The sequence below is a fragment of the Blastococcus sp. SYSU DS0753 genome (assembly GCF_054051175.1).
Genome location: NZ_JBJHAT010000005.1, coordinates 161398 through 179377 on the forward strand (window position 1 = coordinate 161398; position 17980 = coordinate 179377).

19 protein-coding genes, 1 pseudogene and 1 riboswitch are annotated in these 17980 nt (G+C 75.3%); of the genes and pseudogenes, 11 read left to right on the forward strand and 9 right to left on the reverse strand.

Annotation, left to right across the window (positions count from 1 at the left end; translation table 11 throughout):
* Positions 1 to 51 precede the first annotated feature (51 nt).
* Positions 52 to 936, forward strand: a complete 885-nt coding sequence (locus ACI799_RS06830; RefSeq protein WP_456587585.1) for a DegV family protein — start codon at positions 52 to 54, stop codon at positions 934 to 936.
* Between the two features lie 145 nt (positions 937 to 1081).
* On the opposite strand, the gene ACI799_RS06835 is transcribed toward ACI799_RS06830, so the two are convergent.
* The gene (locus ACI799_RS06835) at positions 1082 to 1408 is read right to left on the reverse strand and encodes a GNAT family N-acetyltransferase (RefSeq protein ID WP_456612702.1); all 327 of its coding nucleotides are present in this window, start codon (positions 1406 to 1408) and stop codon (positions 1082 to 1084) included.
* 495 nt (positions 1409 to 1903) lie between these two features.
* On the opposite strand from ACI799_RS06835, the gene ACI799_RS06840 reads away from it, so the two are divergent.
* From ACI799_RS06840 to ACI799_RS06855, 4 genes and pseudogenes are all read left to right on the forward strand, one after another.
* Positions 1904 to 2737: a helix-hairpin-helix domain-containing protein gene (locus tag ACI799_RS06840; protein ID WP_456587582.1), complete on the forward strand. Its 834-nt coding sequence runs from the start codon at positions 1904 to 1906 to the stop codon at positions 2735 to 2737.
* Between the two features lie 689 nt (positions 2738 to 3426).
* A pseudogene (locus ACI799_RS06845) lies at positions 3427 to 4785 on the forward strand (ComEC/Rec2 family competence protein); the annotation flags it as partial.
* A gap of 463 nt (positions 4786 to 5248) precedes the next feature.
* Positions 5249 to 6166 carry a DNA polymerase III subunit delta gene (holA, locus tag ACI799_RS06850; RefSeq protein WP_456612703.1) on the forward strand — a complete coding sequence of 306 codons (918 nt, stop codon included), beginning with the start codon at positions 5249 to 5251 and terminating at the stop codon, positions 6164 to 6166.
* Between the two features lie 62 nt (positions 6167 to 6228).
* Positions 6229 to 6816: an RDD family protein gene (locus tag ACI799_RS06855; RefSeq protein WP_456612704.1), complete on the forward strand. Its 588-nt coding sequence runs from the start codon at positions 6229 to 6231 to the stop codon at positions 6814 to 6816.
* Here the strand turns inward: ACI799_RS06855 and ACI799_RS06860 are convergent.
* Positions 6703 to 7467, reverse strand: coding sequence for an RBBP9/YdeN family alpha/beta hydrolase (locus tag ACI799_RS06860; RefSeq protein WP_456612705.1), 765 nt, complete (start codon positions 7465 to 7467; stop codon positions 6703 to 6705). The two genes, ACI799_RS06855 and ACI799_RS06860, sit on opposite strands and share 114 nt — an antisense overlap.
* Positions 7468 to 7586: 119 nt before the next feature.
* Positions 7587 to 7847: a 30S ribosomal protein S20 gene (gene rpsT / locus ACI799_RS06865; protein WP_236826314.1), complete on the reverse strand. Its 261-nt coding sequence runs from the start codon at positions 7845 to 7847 to the stop codon at positions 7587 to 7589.
* A 214-nt stretch (positions 7848 to 8061) separates the two neighbouring features.
* Between rpsT and lepA the strand changes: the two genes are divergently transcribed.
* From lepA to ACI799_RS06885, 4 genes are all read left to right on the forward strand, one after another.
* Positions 8062 to 9912 (forward strand): translation elongation factor 4, encoded by a 1851-nt coding sequence (lepA, locus tag ACI799_RS06870; RefSeq protein WP_456587579.1) that lies wholly within the window; start codon positions 8062 to 8064, stop codon positions 9910 to 9912.
* Positions 9913 to 9935: 23 nt separating this feature from the next.
* Complete coding sequence (locus tag ACI799_RS06875; RefSeq protein WP_456612706.1) at positions 9936 to 10565, forward strand: MOSC domain-containing protein; 630 nt, start codon at positions 9936 to 9938, stop codon at positions 10563 to 10565.
* Positions 10566 to 10628: 63 nt separating this feature from the next.
* A complete protein-coding gene (locus ACI799_RS06880) occupies positions 10629 to 11333 on the forward strand; it encodes an LppX_LprAFG lipoprotein (RefSeq protein ID WP_456612707.1) in 705 nt (234 codons plus the stop codon).
* Positions 11334 to 11397: 64 nt separating this feature from the next.
* Entirely contained in the window at positions 11398 to 13056 is a 1659-nt protein-coding gene (locus ACI799_RS06885) for an MFS transporter (protein WP_456612708.1), read from the forward strand.
* Here ACI799_RS06885 and ACI799_RS06890 read toward each other — a convergent pair.
* Entirely contained in the window at positions 13034 to 13570 is a 537-nt protein-coding gene (locus tag ACI799_RS06890; RefSeq protein WP_456612709.1) for a Clp protease N-terminal domain-containing protein, read from the reverse strand. The genes ACI799_RS06885 and ACI799_RS06890 overlap by 23 nt on opposite strands.
* 2 nt (positions 13571 to 13572) lie before the next feature.
* Positions 13573 to 13806, reverse strand: a complete 234-nt coding sequence (locus ACI799_RS06895) for a helix-turn-helix transcriptional regulator (RefSeq protein WP_456598403.1) — start codon at positions 13804 to 13806, stop codon at positions 13573 to 13575.
* Between the two features lie 63 nt (positions 13807 to 13869).
* Positions 13870 to 13934: riboswitch (guanidine-III (ykkC-III) riboswitch) on the forward strand.
* 11 nt (positions 13935 to 13945) lie between these two features.
* Between ACI799_RS06895 and ACI799_RS06900 the strand changes: the two genes are divergently transcribed.
* Positions 13946 to 14260: a DMT family transporter gene (locus ACI799_RS06900; RefSeq protein ID WP_456612710.1), complete on the forward strand. Its 315-nt coding sequence runs from the start codon at positions 13946 to 13948 to the stop codon at positions 14258 to 14260.
* A gap of 6 nt (positions 14261 to 14266) precedes the next feature.
* Here ACI799_RS06900 and ACI799_RS06905 read toward each other — a convergent pair whose 3' ends face one another.
* Genes ACI799_RS06905 through ACI799_RS06915 form a run of 3 tightly spaced genes read right to left on the reverse strand, consistent with a single transcriptional unit; the run spans position 14267 to position 16135 of the window.
* A complete protein-coding gene (locus tag ACI799_RS06905) occupies positions 14267 to 14575 on the reverse strand; it encodes a hypothetical protein (RefSeq protein WP_456612711.1) in 309 nt (102 codons plus the stop codon).
* Positions 14576 to 14586: 11 nt separating this feature from the next.
* Complete coding sequence (locus ACI799_RS06910) at positions 14587 to 15552, reverse strand: zinc-binding dehydrogenase (protein WP_456612712.1); 966 nt, start codon at positions 15550 to 15552, stop codon at positions 14587 to 14589.
* Between the two features lie 10 nt (positions 15553 to 15562).
* Entirely contained in the window at positions 15563 to 16135 is a 573-nt protein-coding gene (locus tag ACI799_RS06915; protein WP_456599113.1) for a TetR/AcrR family transcriptional regulator, read from the reverse strand.
* A gap of 61 nt (positions 16136 to 16196) precedes the next feature.
* Here ACI799_RS06915 and ACI799_RS06920 point away from each other — a divergent pair, with 61 nt between their 5' ends.
* A complete protein-coding gene (locus ACI799_RS06920) occupies positions 16197 to 17186 on the forward strand; it encodes a DMT family transporter (protein WP_456612713.1) in 990 nt (329 codons plus the stop codon).
* A 61-nt stretch (positions 17187 to 17247) separates the two neighbouring features.
* On the opposite strand, the gene ACI799_RS06925 is transcribed toward ACI799_RS06920, so the two are convergent.
* On the reverse strand, positions 17248 to 17835 hold the full coding sequence (locus ACI799_RS06925) for a hypothetical protein (protein WP_456587568.1): 588 nt from the start codon (positions 17833 to 17835) through the stop codon (positions 17248 to 17250).
* Positions 17836 to 17980: the final 145 nt, after the last annotated feature.

A 17980-nucleotide genomic window follows, 5' to 3' on the forward strand; every position in this document is an offset into this window, starting at 1 on the left:
GCCCGAGCACCACGCTCCGTACGGCGCGCGGTCGGCAGCTAGCCTCGCCGGGTGCCCGTCGCCGTCCTCACCGATTCGACGGCCTACCTGCCCCGCCCGCTCGCCGACGAGTACGGCGTCCGGGTCGTCCCGCTCTACGTCGTCCTCGCCGGCCGCTCGGGGCGAGAGGGCGAGGACATCAGCGCCGAGGACGTGGCGAAGGCGCTCTCCACCCGCGGCCAGCGGGTGTCCACGTCGCGGCCCACGCCCGGGGACTTCGTCGCCGCCTACCGCGCCGCGCTGGACGCGGGGGCCGACCGGCTGGTCTCGGTCCACCTGTCCGCGGAGCTCTCCGGCACCTGGGACGCCGCCCGCGTTGCCGCGTCGCAGGTGGGGGAGCACATCGTCTCCGTCGTCGACTCCCGCTCGGCGGCGATGGGCACCGGGTTCGCCGTCCTGGCGGCCGCCCGCGCAGCGGCCTGCGGGGCCGACGGCGCCACGGTGGCGCAGGTCGCCCGGGACGCCGCCGCCCGCACCCGCACGCTGTTCGTCGTCGACACGCTGGAGCACCTGCGCCGGGGCGGCCGGATCGGCTCCGCGGCCGCGGTCCTGGGCTCGGCGCTGGCCGTCAAGCCGGTGCTGCACGTGGTCGACGGCCGGGTCGTGCCGCTGGAGAAGGTACGGACCTCGGCGCGCGCGCTCGCCCGCCTGGTCCAGCACGTCGTCGAGCACGCCGGCGACCGGGAGGTCTCCCTCGCCGTGCACCACCTCGCCGCCGCCGAGCGGGCCGACCGGCTGGTCACCGAGCTGCGGGCCCGCGTCCCCCGGGTGCAGGAGCTGCACGTGAGCGAGCTCGGTGCCGCCATCGGCGCGCACGTCGGCCCGGGAGCCGTCGGCGTGGTCGTGTCCCGGCATGCCGGGGAGCCTCTGGACGTGGGGGACCAGCACCCGCGGTGAGCGGCAGGGCTCACCGGACGGCGTGCCGGGCGGCAGTCCCACGGCCCGTCCGCCGCTCCGCAGAGCGGTCGCTGTCCATACGGCCCATGACCGCCCGGCCGTCGACGCCCTCGGCACCGGCTCCCGGCCGGCGAGGGCTCCGCGGTCACCGTGCTGCGGCGTCGGCCTCCGGGGTGACCGTGGTGCGCGAACGGTAGACTAGGTCGCCGTACTCCGCCCGGTGGCGCCCGATCCAGGCGCCCACGAACGGGCACAACGGCAGCACCGCAAGGCCCTGGCTGCGCACGTCGTCCAGCGCCTGGCGCACCAGGTCCGAGGCGACGCCCTGACCCTCGTGACCGGGCAGCACCTCCGTGTGCGTGAACACCACGAGCTGTGCCGTCCGGATGTACTCCGCGATCGCGGCCAGCTCCCCGTTGATCCGCCCCTCGTACCGGTGCTGCCCGGTGTCGTCGGTCACCTCGACCCGCATCTGTCCTCCGCTCCTGGATGTCCCAGCGCAGTCTCCGGCGTGCGGAGGCCTCCGCCAAGGCCCCTGGGTGGCCCTGGTGCTCCCCCTTTCCGCTGCCGCGGCGCAGCCACTGGCGCACACCGGAGGCGGGCCCTACCTTCTGACCGCGTGAGCAGCGGCCCCAGGGCAAGTTCCTGCGGGCACGGGGGCAACCAGCGGACGCTGCCGATGAGCACCCTGCCGCTGGTCGTCACCGCCGCCACCTTCGCCGCAGCCGGCCCGCACGCCCATTCCCTCTCGGGTCTGCCTGGACGCCGCCAGCGTGAGGAACTGCTCCTGACGGCGGCCCAGTCGCCGTCAGGAGCTGCAGGCCACGCCCCCCCCCCCCGAACCTCCCCCGAGCCCCCCCGAGCCGGCGTCCGCGCGGGCCCGCGCGCCGTCCACACCCCGGGCAGCCGTCCACAGCCGGCGTCGTGACCGCGGGAGAGGGCGGCCGCGCTCCCTAGCGTCGCCGGGGTGCGCCTGCTTGCCCGCCGTGACGACGACGCCGACGTCATCCGTGCCCGGCTGCGCGCCGTCCTGGCCGAGCCGCGCCCCGCCGCCGACGGCTGGGTCCCCGAGGACGACGACCCGCCCTGGCCGGCGGACGACCGGATCACCGTGCCGGTCGACGTCGCGGGGCGCCCGGACCCACCCGCCGGTGTGGGGCGGCACCGGGCACCCGGCACGACGCCCCGCTGGGACGCCGGCCGCGCCGGTGGGCGCGCCGTGTGGGCCGCCGCGGTGGTGGCGGTCCTGCTCCTGCTGGTCTGGACGTGGTCCCAGCGGCCCCGGGTGGAGCCGGCGGCGGCGCCGCTGCCCTCGCCCACCGCGCCGGCCACCCCCGCAGCCGGCGAGCCCCCGGTGGGGGAGGTGGCCGAGACCGCCGGCACCGTGGTCGTCTCCGTGGTGGGGCAGGTGGCGCGGCCGGGTCTGGTCACGCTCACCGCGGGCGCCCGGGTCGCCGACGCGGTCGAGGCGGCCGGCGGGCTCCTGCCCGAGGCCGACCCGGCCTCGGTGAACCTGGCCGCGCTCCTCTCCGACGGGCAGCAGGTCGCCGTGGGTGTGCCCGGTGCGGGCGCGGAGGGGCCGCCCGCGGGCGGCCCCCCGGGCGGCGGGGGCCGCGTCGACCTGAACACCGCCGGGGTGGCGGAGCTGGACGCGCTGCCGGGCATCGGCCCGGTCCTCGCCCAGCGCATCGTCGAGCACCGCACCCGCAGCGGCGGTTTCCGCAGCGTCGAGGAGCTCGACGACGTGCCGGGCATCGGCCCGGCGAAGGCGGCCGAGCTCGCCGAGCTGGTGTCGGTGTGAGCGCGGCGCTCGACCGCTGGCGCTTCCTCGACCTGCGGCTCTGGCCGCTCGCCGGCGCGGTCTGGATGGTGACGCTGGGGGCGCCGCTGGTGCGGTGGCCGGTGCTGGCCGCCCTGGGTGGGGCCGCGCTCGGTGCGGCGGTCCTCCTCGCGCGTGCCCGCGGTCCCGCGGCGAGCGTCGCCCTCGTCGTCCTGGCCGGCCTCGCGGTGGCCTCCGGCGCCGGCGCGGTGCGCGGCGCGGCGCGCGAGGCGTCCCCGCTGCGCGCAGCCGCCGCGGAGGGCGGGACCGCGCAGGTGACCGTGACCGTGCGGACCGATCCCCGGGCGCTGGCGGGCGGCGGCGGTGCGTCGCGCGTCCTCCTCGAGGCGGACGTCACGGTGCTCGCCGACGGCGGCGCGGTTCACCGGCTGGAGGAGGCCGTCCTCGTCTTCGCACCCGCCGACGGCTGGTCCGGGCTCCTGCCCGGGCAGCAGCTCCGGGTGCGCGCCGGGCTGGCACTCCCCGGAGGGGGCGACGACGTGGTGGCGGTGCTGTCGGCCCGCGGTCCGCCGGAGCCGGTCGGCGGCCCCGGGGCCGTCCAGCGCGTGGCGGGCGAGCTGCGGCACGCCCTGGCCGCCGCCGCGGACCGCGTGCTGGACGACCGGGCCGGCGGGTTGCTGCCGGGGCTGGTGGTGGGTGACACCAGCCGGATGGACCCGGTGCTGGACGAGGAGTTCCAGCAGGCCGGGCTGGCGCACCTGACCGCCGTCTCCGGGGCCAACGTGGCGATCGTGATCGCCGGCATCCTCCGGCCGCTGCGGCGCCGGGCCGTCGACCGCCGGATCCAGGCGCTGGTGGGCGGGCTGGCGCTCGTCGGTTTCGTCGTGCTGGCCCGGCCGAGCGCCAGCGTGCTCCGGGCCGCCGCCATGGGCGCGGTCACCCTGCTCGCACTCGCCTCCGGGCGGTCGCGGGCCGCGCTGCCGGCGCTCGGTGCCGCGGTGACCGTGCTGCTCCTGGTCCAGCCGGGGCTGGCGCGGGACGCCGGTTTCACGCTGTCCGTCGCGGCCACCGCGGCCATCGTGCTCCTGGCCCCGCCGTGGGCGCGCCGGCTGCGCGGGCACGGCTGGCCCGGGTGGCCGGCCGACGCCGTGGCGGTGAGCGTCGCCGCCGGGCTGGCGACCGCTCCGGTGATCGCCGGGCTCACCGGCACGGTCAGCCTGGTCTCGGTGCCGGCCAACCTCCTGGCGGCCCCGGCCGTGCCGCCGGCGACCGTCCTCGGGTTGCTGGCCGCGCCCCTCGGGGTGCCCTGGCCCTGGGCCGGCGACGCTCTGGTCTGGCTCGCCGGGTGGCCGGTGCGCTGGATCGTGCTCGTGGCGGAGCGGGCGGCGGCCGCGCCGGACGCCGTCGCCGGCTGGCCGGCCGGGACGGTGGGGGCGCTGCTGCTCACCGGCCTCCTGCTGACCCTGGGGTACCTGCTGTGGCGGTTCCCCCGGGCGCGGCTGCTCGCGCTCGCGGCTCTCGTCGGGGTGGTCGCGGTGGGCTGGCCGCTGCGCCAGCAGCTGGACGGCTGGCCGCCGGCCGGAGCGCTGCTGGTGGCCTGCGACGTGGGGCAGGGCGACGGCCTGGTGCTCCCCGTGGGCGACGGCCGGGGGATCCTGGTCGATGCCGGCCCGGACGTCGCCCCGATCGACCGCTGCCTCGACCGCCTCGGGATCGACCACCTGCCCCTCGTGCTGCTCTCTCACCTGGACGCCGACCACGTGGGCGGCCTCGCCGGCGCCCTGGGCGATCGCACGGTGGGCGTCGTCGCGAGCGGCACCCTCTCGCCGGCCGACGACCGGGCCTCGGGCATCGACGCCCTGGTGCGGCGCGCCGGCGGCACCCGCGAGCTCCTCGTGCCGGGCGACCGCCGCAGCGTTGCCGGGGTCGAGATCGAGGTGCTCGCGCCCGATCCGCGCCGGGCCACCGCGGCGGCCGATCCCAACGGGCTGTCGCTCGTCGTCCGGGTCACCGCCGCGGGGGTGCGCCTGCTCCTCACCGGCGACATCGGTGCCGACGAGGAGGCCGCGCTGCTGCGCGACGGCACGGATCTCCGCGCCGACGTGCTCAAGGTGCCCCACCACGGCAGCGGCGACGCCGACCCGGCGTTCCTCGCCGCCACCGGGGCGCGAGCCGCGCTCATCTCGGTGGCGGCGGACAACACCTACGGGCACCCCGCTCCGCGGCTGCTGGGGTGGCTGGCCGACGCCGGCACGCGGGTGCACCGCACCGACCGGGACGGCGACCTCGCGGTGGTCGGCCGGGCCGGGAACTGGGGGATCGCCGCCCGGGGCGCGGACCCCGGCGGCCAGGCGGCGGCAGGCGGACCCGGAGCCATCGACGCCCCGGTCCCGGGCTCCCGGGCGGCCACCGCGGAGCGTCGGTCCCGCGTGGCACCATGCGGAGGTGCCTGCCGCCCCCGTCGAGCCCACGTCGCACCTGCGCGTGGTGATCGGCGAGGAGGAGCTGCTGCGCTCCCGCGCCGTCGGGGCCGTGCGCCGGGCGATCCTCGCCCGCCACCCCGACGCCGAGGTGCACGAACTGGCGGCCATGGGGCTGCCGGTGGGGGAGCTGGCCGACGTGCTGGCGCCGTCGCTGTTCGGCGGGCACCGGCTCGTCGTCGTCACCGGGGTGCAGGAGTCGGCCGGCGCGCTGGCCGATGCCCTGGCCGGCTACGCGAAGGAACCGGACCCGGACCTGACGCTGGTGATCGTGCACTCCGGTGGCAAGCGGAACGAGGCCCTGGTCAAGGCGTTCAAGGCCGCCGGTGCGGCGGTCGACGAGTGCCCCAAGGTCTCCTCCGTCGGCGACCGCATCGCGTTCGCGCGCAACGAGGTGCGCCGGCTCGGCGGCCGGATCACCCCCGATGCGGTCACCGCACTGGTCGACGCCGTGGGCGCCGACCTGCGCGCGCTCTCGGCGGCCGCCGGTCAGCTGGTCTCCGACTTCGGCGGCAGCATCGATGCCGACGACGTCGCCCGGTTCCACCGCGGGCAGGCCGAGGTCACCGGGTTCACCGTGGCCGAGCGCGTGCTGACCGGTGACCGGGCGGGCTCGATCGAGATGCTGCGCTGGGCGCTCGAGCGCGGGGTCGCCCACGTGCTGATCGCCGACGCCATCGCCGACGGCGTGCGCACCGCGGCCCGGGTGGCCTCGCTGAGCTCCAGCAACCCCGGCGACCTCGCCCGCACGCTGAAGATGCCGCCCTGGAAGGTCAAGAAGGCGCAGGCGCAGGCGCGCGGCTGGAGCATCGAGGGCCTCCAGCTGGCCCTCGGCGTGGCCGCCGACCTCAACGCCGACGTCAAGGGTGTCGCGGCCAGCGCGGACTACGCCCTCGAGCGGGCCATCCGCCGCATCGTCACCATCCGGGCGGAGACGGGTCGGGGCCGACCGGCCCGCACCGGCCGCTGAGCCCAGCGCCGAGGCGGGCGCGTCGAGACCGCTCCGGAGGACGAACCGCTAGCTTGTCGCCCATGGAACCCGACGGTCCCGGAACGTGGTCGGCTGTCGCGCGCTGGAGGGCGGCCGGCTGGGACTACGTCGTCATCCTCGGGTGGCTCGCCGTGCTCGCGGCGGTGGCGGCGGGGGCGCGACTGTCGGGTCTCGTCCCGGAGGGAGGTCAGCGCGACCCGGTCGACCTGGTGATCGCCGACCTGGGCGTCTTCGCGGCCACCGTGCTGCCCGTGTGGCTGTACTTCACGCTCCGCGAAGCCGGTGCCCGGCATGCCGGTCCGGGCAAGGAGCGCGCCGGCCTGCGGGTGGCGGTCGACGACACGACGCCGCAGGCCGACCTGCCCGCGGAACCGGTCGGCCCCGGCATCGGGCGAGCGGCCTGGCGGAATGCGGTGAAGTGGCTGCCCTGGCAGCTGGCGCACCTCGCCGTCGCACGAGCCATCCTCGGCAGCGACGAGTGGGTGGTCATGGGCGTCAGCTACGCCTTGTCGCTGCTATTGCCGCTGCTCAGCCTCGGCATGGCCTGGCGCGATCCGCGGAGGCGGGCGCTGCACGACCGCCTCGCCCGCACGGTCGTCGTCCCGGCAGCTCTCGTGCCGCGCATCTGAGGCCGCGCGACCTCCACCTCCCGGCCGGGGCGGGCCGTGACCGGCCCGACGCGGCGGATCAGCGCGGGCCAGGCGGGTCGACGGGTCGCGGCACCACGCCTCGACGGCGGGCCAGCGGCCGTACCCGGCCTCCGGGTCGAGGTGCCCCTGACCCGGCAGCAGGTCGACGTCGACACCGAGCGCTCGGTACACGGGCACCGCACCGCCGCCGGGCCAGTACGGGTCGTCGTCGCTCGCCACCAGGCGCACCGAGCCGGCCCCACGGCTCAGCTGGTGCGCATCAGGGCCGAAGGCGGCGAAGGCGGCCACCTCCGGGTACCCGGCCAGCACCTCGGGCGCCGGCGGGGCGACCAGCAGCACCCGGTCCACGCGCTCCGCCGGCGTCAGCAGGGACGCCGCGTGCTGCCACAGCGGCACGGCGAGGGAGTGCGCCACGACGACGCGTTCGCCGGCGCCCAGCTGGGCCAGCTCGGCGCGCAGCAGCTCGGTCCAGGTGCCGACCACCGGCCGGTCCGGGTCCGGGAACTGGGGATAGAGGACCTGCTCGCCGGCGGCGCGCAGCGACTCCACGAGCTGCCACTGCCAGTGGTGCGCGGGCCGGCGGTTCTGCCACCCGTGCAGGACGAGGAAGCGGCGTCCGGGGGAGGTCACGGGCAGTCCTTGAGGGCGGTAGGAGGGTGCTGCGGCAGCAGGGAACGCGACGAGCCCCCGTCCCCGCGAGGGGAGGGGGCTCGTCGTCGAGCGTGCGCGTCCGGGTGGACGCGGGCCGATCAGAGACCGGCGGTGAGCTTCGCCAGACCCGACTTGCGGTTGGCGGCCTGGTTCTTGTGGATGACGCCCTTGCTGGCGGCCTTGTCCAGCTGCTTGGCAGCGGCCTGGTAGGCGGCGGTCGCCGCCGCGGCGTCCCCGGACTCGGCGGCGGTGCGCACCCGCCGGACGGCCGTCTTCAGGGCGGACTTGACGGCAACGTTGCGCTGACGCGCCTTCTCGTTGGTCTTGATCCGCTTCATCTGGGACTTGATGTTCGCCACGCGTGAGCCTCGGTGTCTCGACAGGAGGGAGTACTTCTGACAATGGTGCTGAAGATCTGCGTCCGGGCATGCGCCACAGGACCGGCCTGCAAAGATACCAGCGTCCGGCCGGCCACCCCAACCCGCCGTCCGGCGACCTCCCGCACACCCCGCGCGAGCCCCTCGCCGCGCCGGGCTAGGGCCTCGGGCCGGGACGTGGGACGATGGCGGCACTGTGACGACTCCTGCTGCCACCGATCCGGCCCGCATCCGGAACTTCTGCATCATCGCCCACATCGACCACGGCAAGTCGACGCTGGCCGACCGGATGCTCGAGGTCACCGGGATCATCGAGGCCCGGCAGATGCGCGCCCAGTACCTCGACCGCATGGACATCGAGCGCGAGCGCGGCATCACCATCAAGGCGCAGAACGTCCGCCTGCCATGGACCCAGCGCTCCGGTGAGCACGCCGGCGGTGAGTTCGTCCTCGACATGATCGACACCCCCGGGCACGTCGACTTCACCTACGAGGTGTCCCGGTCGCTGGCCGCCTGCGAAGGCGCGGTGCTGCTGGTGGACGCGGCGCAGGGGATCGAGGCGCAGACGCTGGCGAACCTCTACCTGGCGCTGGAGAACGACCTCACGATCATCCCGGTGCTCAACAAGATCGACCTGCCGGCCGCCCAGCCGGAGAAGTACGCCGCGGAGATCGCGCACATCATCGGCTGCGACCCCGACGACGTCCTCCGCGTCAGCGGCAAGACCGGCGAGGGCGTGCCCGAGCTGCTCGACCGCATCGTCGAGGAGATCCCCGCGCCCACCGGCGTCGCCGAGGGGCCGGCGCGGGCGATGATCTTCGACTCGGTCTACGACATCTACCGCGGCGTCATCACCTACGTGCGCGTGGTCGACGGGCGCATCTCCGCCCGCGAGAAGATCAAGATGATGTCGACCGGCGCGACCCACGAGCTGCTCGAGATCGGCGTCATCTCGCCCGAGCCCAAGCCCGTGGACTCCCTCGGCGTCGGCGAGGTCGGCTACTTCATCACCGGCGTGAAGGACGTCCGCCAGTCCCGCGTCGGCGACACCGTGACGCTGGCGAACAAGCCGGCGGCGGAGTCCATCGGCGGGTACCGCGACCCGCGCCCGATGGTCTACTCCGGCCTCTACCCGATCGACGGCAGCGAGTACCCGCTGCTGCGCGAGGCGCTGGACAAGCTGCTGCTCAACGACGCGGCGCTGGTCTACGAGCCGGAGACGTCGGCGGCGCTCGGGTTCGGCTTCCGCGTCGGTTTCCTGGGGCTGCTGCACCTGGAGATCGTCCGCGAGCGGCTGGAGCGCGAGGCCGGCATCAGCCTGATCTCCACCGCCCCGAACGTCGTCTACCGGGTGATCATGGAGGACGGCACCGAGCACACGGTGACCAACCCCAGCGACTGGCCCGAGGGCAAGATCGACCGCGTCTACGAGCCGATCGTCAACGCCACGGTCATCGCGCCCAGCGACTACACCGGCGCGATCATGGAGCTCTGCCAGGGTCGGCGCGGCCAGCTCGGCGGCATGGACTACCTCAGCGAGTCCCGCGTCGAGCTGCGGTACACCCTGCCGCTGGGGGAGATCATCTTCGACTTCTTCGACGCGCTGAAGTCCCGCACCCGCGGCTACGCCTCGCTCGACTACCAGGAGGCCGGCGAGCAGGAGTCCGCGCTGGTGAAGGTGGACATCCTGCTGCAGGGCGAGGCGGTCGACGCGTTCAGCGCGATCGTGCACAAGGACAAGGCCTACAGCTACGGCGTGATGATGGCCGGCAAGCTGCGCGAGCTCATCCCGCGGCAGCAGTTCGAGGTGCCGATCCAGGCCGCGGTCGGCTCCCGGGTGATCGCCCGCGAGACGGTCCGCGCCATCCGCAAGGACGTCCTCGCCAAGTGCTACGGCGGTGACATCACCCGCAAGCGGAAGCTGCTGGAGAAGCAGAAGGAGGGCAAGAAGCGGATGAAGATGGTCGGCCGCGTCGAGGTCCCCCAGGAGGCGTTCGTCGCCGCGCTCTCCACCAACGAGTCGACCGCCTCCGCCAAGCCCAAGTGACCGGGCGGGTCGACGCCGTCTGCGTGTCCGGGACCGACCTCCTCCCGCTGCCCGGTCGTCGGCCCGACCGCAGCGGGATCGCCAAGCGGCCGGTGCTCGGTCGGGTGGCCGTCGGGGAGCGGGGGCTGGACGGCGACGTCCAGGTCAACCGGAAGTACCACGGTGGGGACGGCCAGCAGCTCTACGCCTACGCCCAGGAGGACGCCGACTTCTGGACCGCGGAACTCGCCCGCGAGCTGCCGCCGGGCATGTTCGGCGAGAACCTGCGGACGACGGGGCTCGCCCTCACCGACGCCGTCCTCGGCGAGCGCTGGCGGGTCGGGACGACGCTGCTCGAGGTGACCGCGCCCCGGATCCCGTGCGCCAACTTCGCCCGCTTCTGGGACGAGCCGCAGCTGGTCAAGCGGTTCACCGCGCACGGGGCGCCGGGCGCCTATTTGCGGGTGCTCGAGACCGGGGACGTCGGTGCCGGCGACGCCGTCGAGCTCGTGTTCCGACCCGACCACGAGGTGACCGTCGGACTGGCCTTCCGGGCGTTGACGACCCAGAAGTACCGGATCGCCGAGCTGGAGCCGGCGCTGCCCCATCTGCCCGACAGGGTCCGCGCGAAGGTTGCTGGCAAGGTCGCCAGGCGGGTCACGCCCATCCTCTAGTCGTGACGGCGCGCTAGTGTCCGCCGCGACGGCGGGGGAGCCCTGCCGCGACGGGAGGACGTCATGCTGCTGCGCCGATCCGGCGTGCCGCTGCTCGCGCTGGTGATCGTCGTCGGCCCGGTGCTCGCCGCCTGCGGGTCCGACGAGCCCGAGGTGTCGGCGGACGGCCTGCTCGAGCGGGCCAAGCAGACGCTGGACGAGGCGGAGAGCGCGCACTTCGACCTGGCCAGCGAGGGTGCCCCGACCACCGGGACGGTGCTGGTCGGCGGCGAGGGCGACATCGCCCGCCCGGCCTCCTTCGACGGCACGCTCCAGGTGCTGGCGCTGGGCTCCACGCTGGACCTGCAGGTGGTCTCCGTCGACGGGACCGTGTACGCGCAGCTGCCGTTCACCAGCGGGTTCAGCGTGATCGACCCCGCCCAGTTCGGTTTCGGCGACCCCGGCGCGCTGCTCGACCCCGAGACCGGCATCTCCCAGTTGCTGGTCCAGGCGGGGGCGGCCGAGCTGGGGGAGGAGCGGCGGGTGGACGGCGAGGTCGTCCGCGAGGTGACCGCCGAGCTGCCCGGCGACCTGGTGGAGCAGGTGCTCGCCAGCGAGGACCCGTTCCAGCCGGTGCAGGCCCGGTTCTCGATCGCCACCGACAGCGGTGAGCTGCGCCGGGCGGAGCTGACCGGCCCCTTCTTCGAAGCCGGCACCGACGCCACCTACCTCCTCGAGCTCAGCGACTTCGGGGCCGATGTCGAGATCACCGCGCCGGCCACCGGCTGAGGCTGCGGTCGCCCCGTCCCGGCCGGTCCCGGGGCCGGCCGCGATCGCCCTCGCCACCCTCGCCGTGCTGGTCACGGCCGCCGACACCTACGTCGTCGTCCTGGCGCTGCCCGACATCCTCACCGGGGTCGGGGTCGGGCTGGACGAGCTGCAGCGGGCGACCCCCATCGTCGGGGGCTTCCTGCTCGGCTACACCGCCACGCTGCCGCTGCTCGGCCGGCTGGCGGACCTCCGCGGGCGGGCGCCCGTGCTCATCGGCTGCCTGCTGCTGTTCGCGCTGGGCTCGCTGCTGACGGCGACGGCGGAGACGCTGGGCCCGGCCGTGGCCGGTCGCGGCCTGCAGGGCATCGGGGCCGGCGGCCTGGTGCCGGCCACGCTCGCGCTGGTCGCCGACCGGTGGCCGCCCGAGCGCCGGGCGGTCCCGCTCGGCATCGTGGGCGCGGTCCAGGAGGCGGGCGCCGTCCTGGGGCCGTTGGCGGGGGCCGCCGTGCTGGCCGTCGCCGACTGGCGGGCGATCTTCTGGCTCAACCTGCTCCTGGGTGTGGGTCTGGCCGCCGGCGTCGTCGTGACCGGCCGGGTGCGGCGACCGGATCCGATCGGGGTGGCGCTGGCCGTCGTCGCCGCCACCGCCCTGGGGCTGCTGCTCGCCGAGCCCTCCGCGCTCGCCGAGGACATCACCCTCGGGCTGCTCTACGTCCCCCTGGCCGACGGGTGGGGGTGGACGGCGCCGCTGCTGCTGCTCACCGTGCTGGCCACCGGCGCCCTGGTGGCGCGCGGCATCGCCCGGCCCGCCGGTGCGGTGCTGCCGCTGCGCGGGCTGGGCCGGCTGGCCCGGGAGGTCGACGTCGTCGGCTCGGCGCTGGCCGTGGTGTCGCTGGGCGCACTGGTCTGGGCCTTCGCCGCCGCCGACCCGGCCCGCGAGGTCGTGGCGCACGGCCGGCTGCTGCTGCCGGTGGCCGCGGTCGCCGGCCTGCTGTTCGTGCTGCACGAGCGGCGGGCGCCCGAGCCGGTGCTGCCGTTGGCCGCGCTGCGCCCGGTCGGTGCCTGGGGCGCGCTGGTGGTCAACGTCTTCGTGGGCGCCGCGCTGGTCGCCGCGCTCGTCGACGTCCCGCTGTTCGCCCGGGCCACGACCGCGCCCGGGAACCAGCTGGCGGCGGCGCTGGTGTTGCTGCGGCTGCTGGTCGCCGTGCCGGTGGGGGCGGTGGCCGGGGGCTGGCTGTGCCGGGTGGTGCCGCCGCGTGCCGTCGCCGGTGCCGGGATGGCGCTGACCGCGGCGGCGTTCGCCGCGATGACCGGGTGGGACGAGCGGTCGCTGGACGGTGTCGGCTCCACCGTCGTGCTGGTCGCCGCGGGCCTCGGGTTCGGCCTCGCCATCGCGCCGGTGAACGCGGTCCTCCTGGCGGTCACCCCGCCCCGGGTGCACGGCAGCGCGAGCTCGCTGGCGGTCGTCGCGCGCACCGTCGGCATGCTGGCCGGGCTGTCGCTGCTCACCGCCGTCGCCCTGCGCCGCTTCACCGCCGAAGTGGCGGCGATCGGCACCCCCATGGAGCTGTGCCCTGCCACCCCCGCCGACTGTGCCGCCTACGACGCCGCCACGGAGGCGGCGGTGCTCACGCAGCTGCACACGGTCTTCGCCGGCGCGGCGATCGCGTCCGCGCTGGCCGCGGTGGCGGCGCTGGTCCTGCTCCGCGGAGGGCCGGTCAGGAGTCCAGCCCGAGCCTGAGGTCGTCGCGGAGGGCCGGGAGGTCGACGCCGCGGTCGTGCAGCACCTTCATCGCCAGCCCCTCGCCCTCCCGGACCAGGCCGAGCGCGATGTGCCCGTCGGTGATGCTGCGCGACCTCATGGCCAGCGCCTCCCGCAGGGACAGTTCGAGCACCTTCTTCGCCCGGGGCGTGAAGGGGATGTGCCCGGCCTTCGGCGGCTTGCGTCCCGGGTCGTCCAGGGCGCCGGGGCCGAAGGTCGCCTCCACGCTGCTCCGAACGGCGTCCAGGTCGATGCCCACGCTCGTGAGAGCGTCGGCGTCGAGCTCGTCCCCGCCGGTGAGCCGGACGACGTCCGCGGTGACCACCTCGGTGGAGAGGCCATGACGGGCGAGGACCGCGGCCGTCGGCGTCCGCTGGGCCAGCAGGGCCAGCAGCAGGTGCTCGGTGCCGATCCGCGGTGAGCGGAGGGTGCGGGCGTGGTGCTGGGCGCCGGTGACGACGTCCCGGGCGTCCTGCGTGAACCTCTCGAACATCCTCAGTCCCTCCGTCGGAGCGGCCCGCGGCCGCGTGAGTACTTCTTGTGCACCGCCTGCCGGCTGACGCCGAGCTGCTGGGCGATCTGCTCCCAGGTCCAGCCCTGGTCGCGGGCGTTGTCGACCTGGAGCGCCTCCAGCCGTTCGACGAGGACGCGCAGCGACCGGACCGCCGTGAGCCCCACCGCCGGGTCCTTGCTGCTGGCTGCCGAAGCCACCTGTGCCGTGTCCGCCATGGCTGTCAACTTAAGTTGCGTACCGCCGCCGTGTCAACTGTCGTTGACACGTGCGAGGCTGGAGGGGAGCCGCTCCCCGGCTCCCGGACGAGCGGTGCCGTACCCGGTGTGCGACAAGACGGCGCCAGAGGAGGCCGCGATGTCGTGGGTGGTGCTGGTCGTGTCCGGGATGCTGGAAGCCGTCTGGGCGGCGGCGCTCGACCGCTCGCACGGCTTCACCCGACTGGTGCCCTCGGTGGTGTTCGGCGTCGCCCTGGTCGCGAGCATGGGTGGGCTGGCCTACGCCATGCGCGAGCTCCCGCTGGGCACGGCCTACGCGGTGTGGGTGGGCATCGGCGCCGTCCTCACGGTCGCCTACGCGATGGTGACCGGCGTCGAGCCGGTGTCACTGGTGCGGATCCTGCTGCTGGCGGGCATTGTCGGCTGCGTGATCGGGCTCAAGGTCGTGCACTGACCCCGGTCAGCCGCCGGGGGTGACCTCGAAGTGCGTGACCGTCTCCTCGCGCTCCACCAGGTAGCGGTCGTCCTCGGGATAGAAGACGGCCCGCTCGATGTCTTCGCCGGCGAAGCCGCGGATGACGTCCCGGTCGGTCCAGAAGCTGAGCGTGACCACCTCGGTGTGACCGTCGCCCAGATCGCGGGTGAGCATGTGCGCGCCCCGGTTCCCCGGGGTCTGCCGGTACTCGGCCATGCCGGTGCCCTCGATGTAGTCGACGTAGGCGTCGCGGTCCGCGGTGCGGACCCGACCGCGCCACATGCGAGCGATCACCGGTGGCCCCTTCAGAGCGTGAAGACGATCTTCCCGTTGGTGCGCCCCTCGAGCATCCGGGCGAAGCCGTCCCGGGCCTGTGCCAGGGGCAGCTCGACGTCGATCTGCGGCCGGATGCCGATGACGGCGCACATCTGGATGAGCGCCTCCAGCTCGGCCTTCGTGCCCATGGTCGAGCCGATGACCGACAGCTGGGTGAAGAAGACCCGGTTCAGCTCGGCGCCGGGGTTGAACCCGGTGGTCGCGCCGGAGGTGACGAGCACGCCGCCGGGCTTCAGCGACTTGATGCTGTGGCTCCAGGTGGCCTCGCCGACGGTCTCCATGACGCCGTCGACCCGCTCGGGCAGCCGGGCGCCGCTCTCGAACGCCTGCTCGGCGCCGAGCGCGAGGGCTGCGGCCCGCTTCTCCTCACTGCGGCCGGTCACCCAGATCCGGTAGCCGGCGGCGCGGCCGAGCACGATGAGCGCCGTCGCCACGCCGCCGCTGGCGCCCTGCACGAGCACCGTCTGCCCCGGGCGCAGGCCGGACTTCACGAACAGCATCCGGTAGGCGGTCAGCCATGCGGTGGGCAGGCAGGCGGCCTCGGCGAAGGAGAGCTCAGCGGGCTTGGGCAGCAGGTTCCGCTTCGGGACGGCGACCTTCTCCGCCATCGAGCCCTGGTGCACCTCCGACAGCAGCGAGCGCTTCGGGTCGAGGGTCTCGTCGCCCATCCAGTCAGGGGTGGAGATGACCCCGTGGACGACGACCTCGTTGCCGTCGGCGTCGATGCCGGCGGCGTCGGTGCCGAGGATCATCGGCATCCGCTCGGCGGGCAGGCCGATGCCCTGGAGGCTGAACAGGTCGTGGTGGTTCAGCGAGACCGCCTTGACCTGGATGGTCGTCCAGCCGTCGGGAGCCTCCGGCTCGGGGCGCTCGCCGATCTCCAGCACGGAGAGCGGGTCCTTCGGGTTCGGGGTGGAGACGAAGGCAGCCAGCATGGCCGCGAACCTAACCGACCAGGCGCGCGGCTGCCTCACGTGCCGTCGTCAGCGCCTCGGGGTCGTCGCCCGCGGTGGAGGCGACGAGCGCGCCCTCGTAGAGCAGGTGGAGCGTCGCCGCGATCGCCTCCGGGTGCGCGATCCCGGCCTCGGTGGCGAGTTGGGTGAACCGTCGCCGCATCCACTCCTTCTCGGCGCGGATTACCGGGAGCGCGGGGTGGTCCGTGCCGCCGATCTCGGCGTAGGCGTTCACGAACGCGCAGCCCCGCTGCTGCTCCTCCCGCCACCGGCGCGCCGCGTCGAAGACGGCGAGGACCCGGTCGCTGCCCGGGGCGCGTGCCGCGATCTCGGCCTCGAGGAGTTGCTGCCACGTCCAGGCCCGGCGCTCCAGGTACAGGGCGACCAGCGCGTCCTTCGAGCCGAACCGGTCGTAGAGGGTCTTCTTGGTGGTGCCCGCAGCCTCCGCGATGGCGTCGACCCCGACGGCCCGGATGCCGTGGGCGTAGAAGAGTCGCGAGGCGGCGTCGAGCAGCCGCTCTGCGGCTGGGGTCAGGCTGGTCGGTGCTGCGATCACGTCGGACATGTCCCGCTCCTCTCGATCGGTGCACTGCGAGTATACCGACCGGTGTGGTTACCTCGGCCGGGTGAGGGATCGCCGTACCGACGCCGTGGCCGCGGGCGTCCTCGTCGTGTGCTGGTCGTCCGGCTTCGTCGGCGCGGAGTTCGCCACCCGGGACGCTCCGGTCGCGACGGTGCTCGCCTGGCGCACCGGGCTCGCGGCGGCTCTCCTCGGCGGCTGGGTGCTGCTGCAGGGCGAGCGCCTGCGGCCCGGCTCCCTGCTGCGCCAGGCCTGCCTCGGCCTCCTCGTGCAGGCGGTCTACCTGGGTGGCGTCTTCGCCGCCGCGGGCGCGGGCGTCCCGGCCGGCACGTCGGCGCTGGTCGCGGCGCTCCAGCCGCTGGTCGTCGCCGTCGTCGCGGCACCCTTGCTGGGGGAGCGGACAACGGCGCGCCAGCGGGTGGGGCTGCTCGTCGGTGCGGGCGGCGTCGCGCTCGTGGTCGTGGGCGATCTCGGTGCGGGCGGCGCCTCGCCCGTGGCCTTCCTGCTCCCGGTCGTGGCCCTGGCCGGTCTCTCCGCCGGCACGCTGCTGGAGCGGCGGTGGGCACCGGCGGAGTCGCTGGCCGTCGCGCTCGCCCTGCAGTCCGCCGTGGCGGCGCTGGTCTTCGGTGCGGTGGCCGGCGCGCGAGGGGAGCTCTCCCCGCCGGCCGAGCCGGCGTTCTGGGTGGCGATGGCCTGGCTGGTCCTGCTCTCCACCGTGGGGGGTTACGGCAGCTACCTGTTCGTGGTGCGCCGGTCGGGCGCCACGACTGCCAGCACGCTGCTGTACCTGACGCCGCCGGCGACCGCGCTGTGGGCGTGGGCGATGTTCGGGCAGCCCCCCGGCCCGACGGCGCTGCCCGGCATCCTCGTCTGCGCGGTCGGTGTGGCGCTCGTGCTGCGCAGCGCCCGGGCGGTTCCCCGCGAGCGACCGGACGACGAGCTCCCCACGCGAGGCGCACTCGTCCGACCGGCGGGCCGCGGGCGCCTCCCCGCCCGGCAGCGGACCCCGGGGGATCCGGGCGTCGACCCGCAGTAGGGCCGACGTCCCGGATGCCTCGGCAGACCGGTCCGGGCGTTCGACCAGCTGCCCCGAGGACTCAGCCGCAGACGATCCGCTGCTGGCGCAGGTCGTTCTCGGCGGGGTCGAGGTTGACCAACCGGCCCACGGCCACGTCGCGCACGACCAGTCGGGCGCCCCCGGCGACCCGGGCGGCGCGGACGTCGAGGTACTCGGTGCACTCCCCACGCTGGAAGACGTGCTGCTCCACCGGCCCGGTCCCGCGCCAGGCCACGTCCACGACGGCGTAGCCCTGCCGGTCCGGCAGTCCGACGGGGGAGGAGCAGTCGACCTGGAGGACGCCGCTGGCGACCGCGGAGCGCACCCCGTCCAGCCGTGCCCGCACCCGGTCCTCGGTGGTGCACTCGTAGAGGACGCCCTCCCCGCCGCCGGGCAACGGGCCGGCGACGAAGAAGTCGGTCACGCCGAACGGCTCCTCGTCCGGCGGGTCGAACACCTGGGGGGCGCTGTGCAGCGTCCACCCGGTCCGCGCGTCCACGCCGTCGAGCCCCGTGGTGGCGAACCCGATCCGCTCCTCGGTGGCCGCGGCCGCCCCGGTCGCCGTCCCCCCGGACACGAGCGCCAGCAGCACGACGGCGAGAGCCCGCCGGACCGTCCTCGTCCTCATCGCGACCTCCTCGGTGCCGGACCACGGGACCTCCGGGTCCGTCGCGGCGGCAGCGTGGCAGCGGCGTGCGCCGGTGGGCCAGGGCATCCCACGCGCGGGGAGCGGGTGACCGGCGTGTCCCCGGCAACATGCCGGGCCGGCGGCG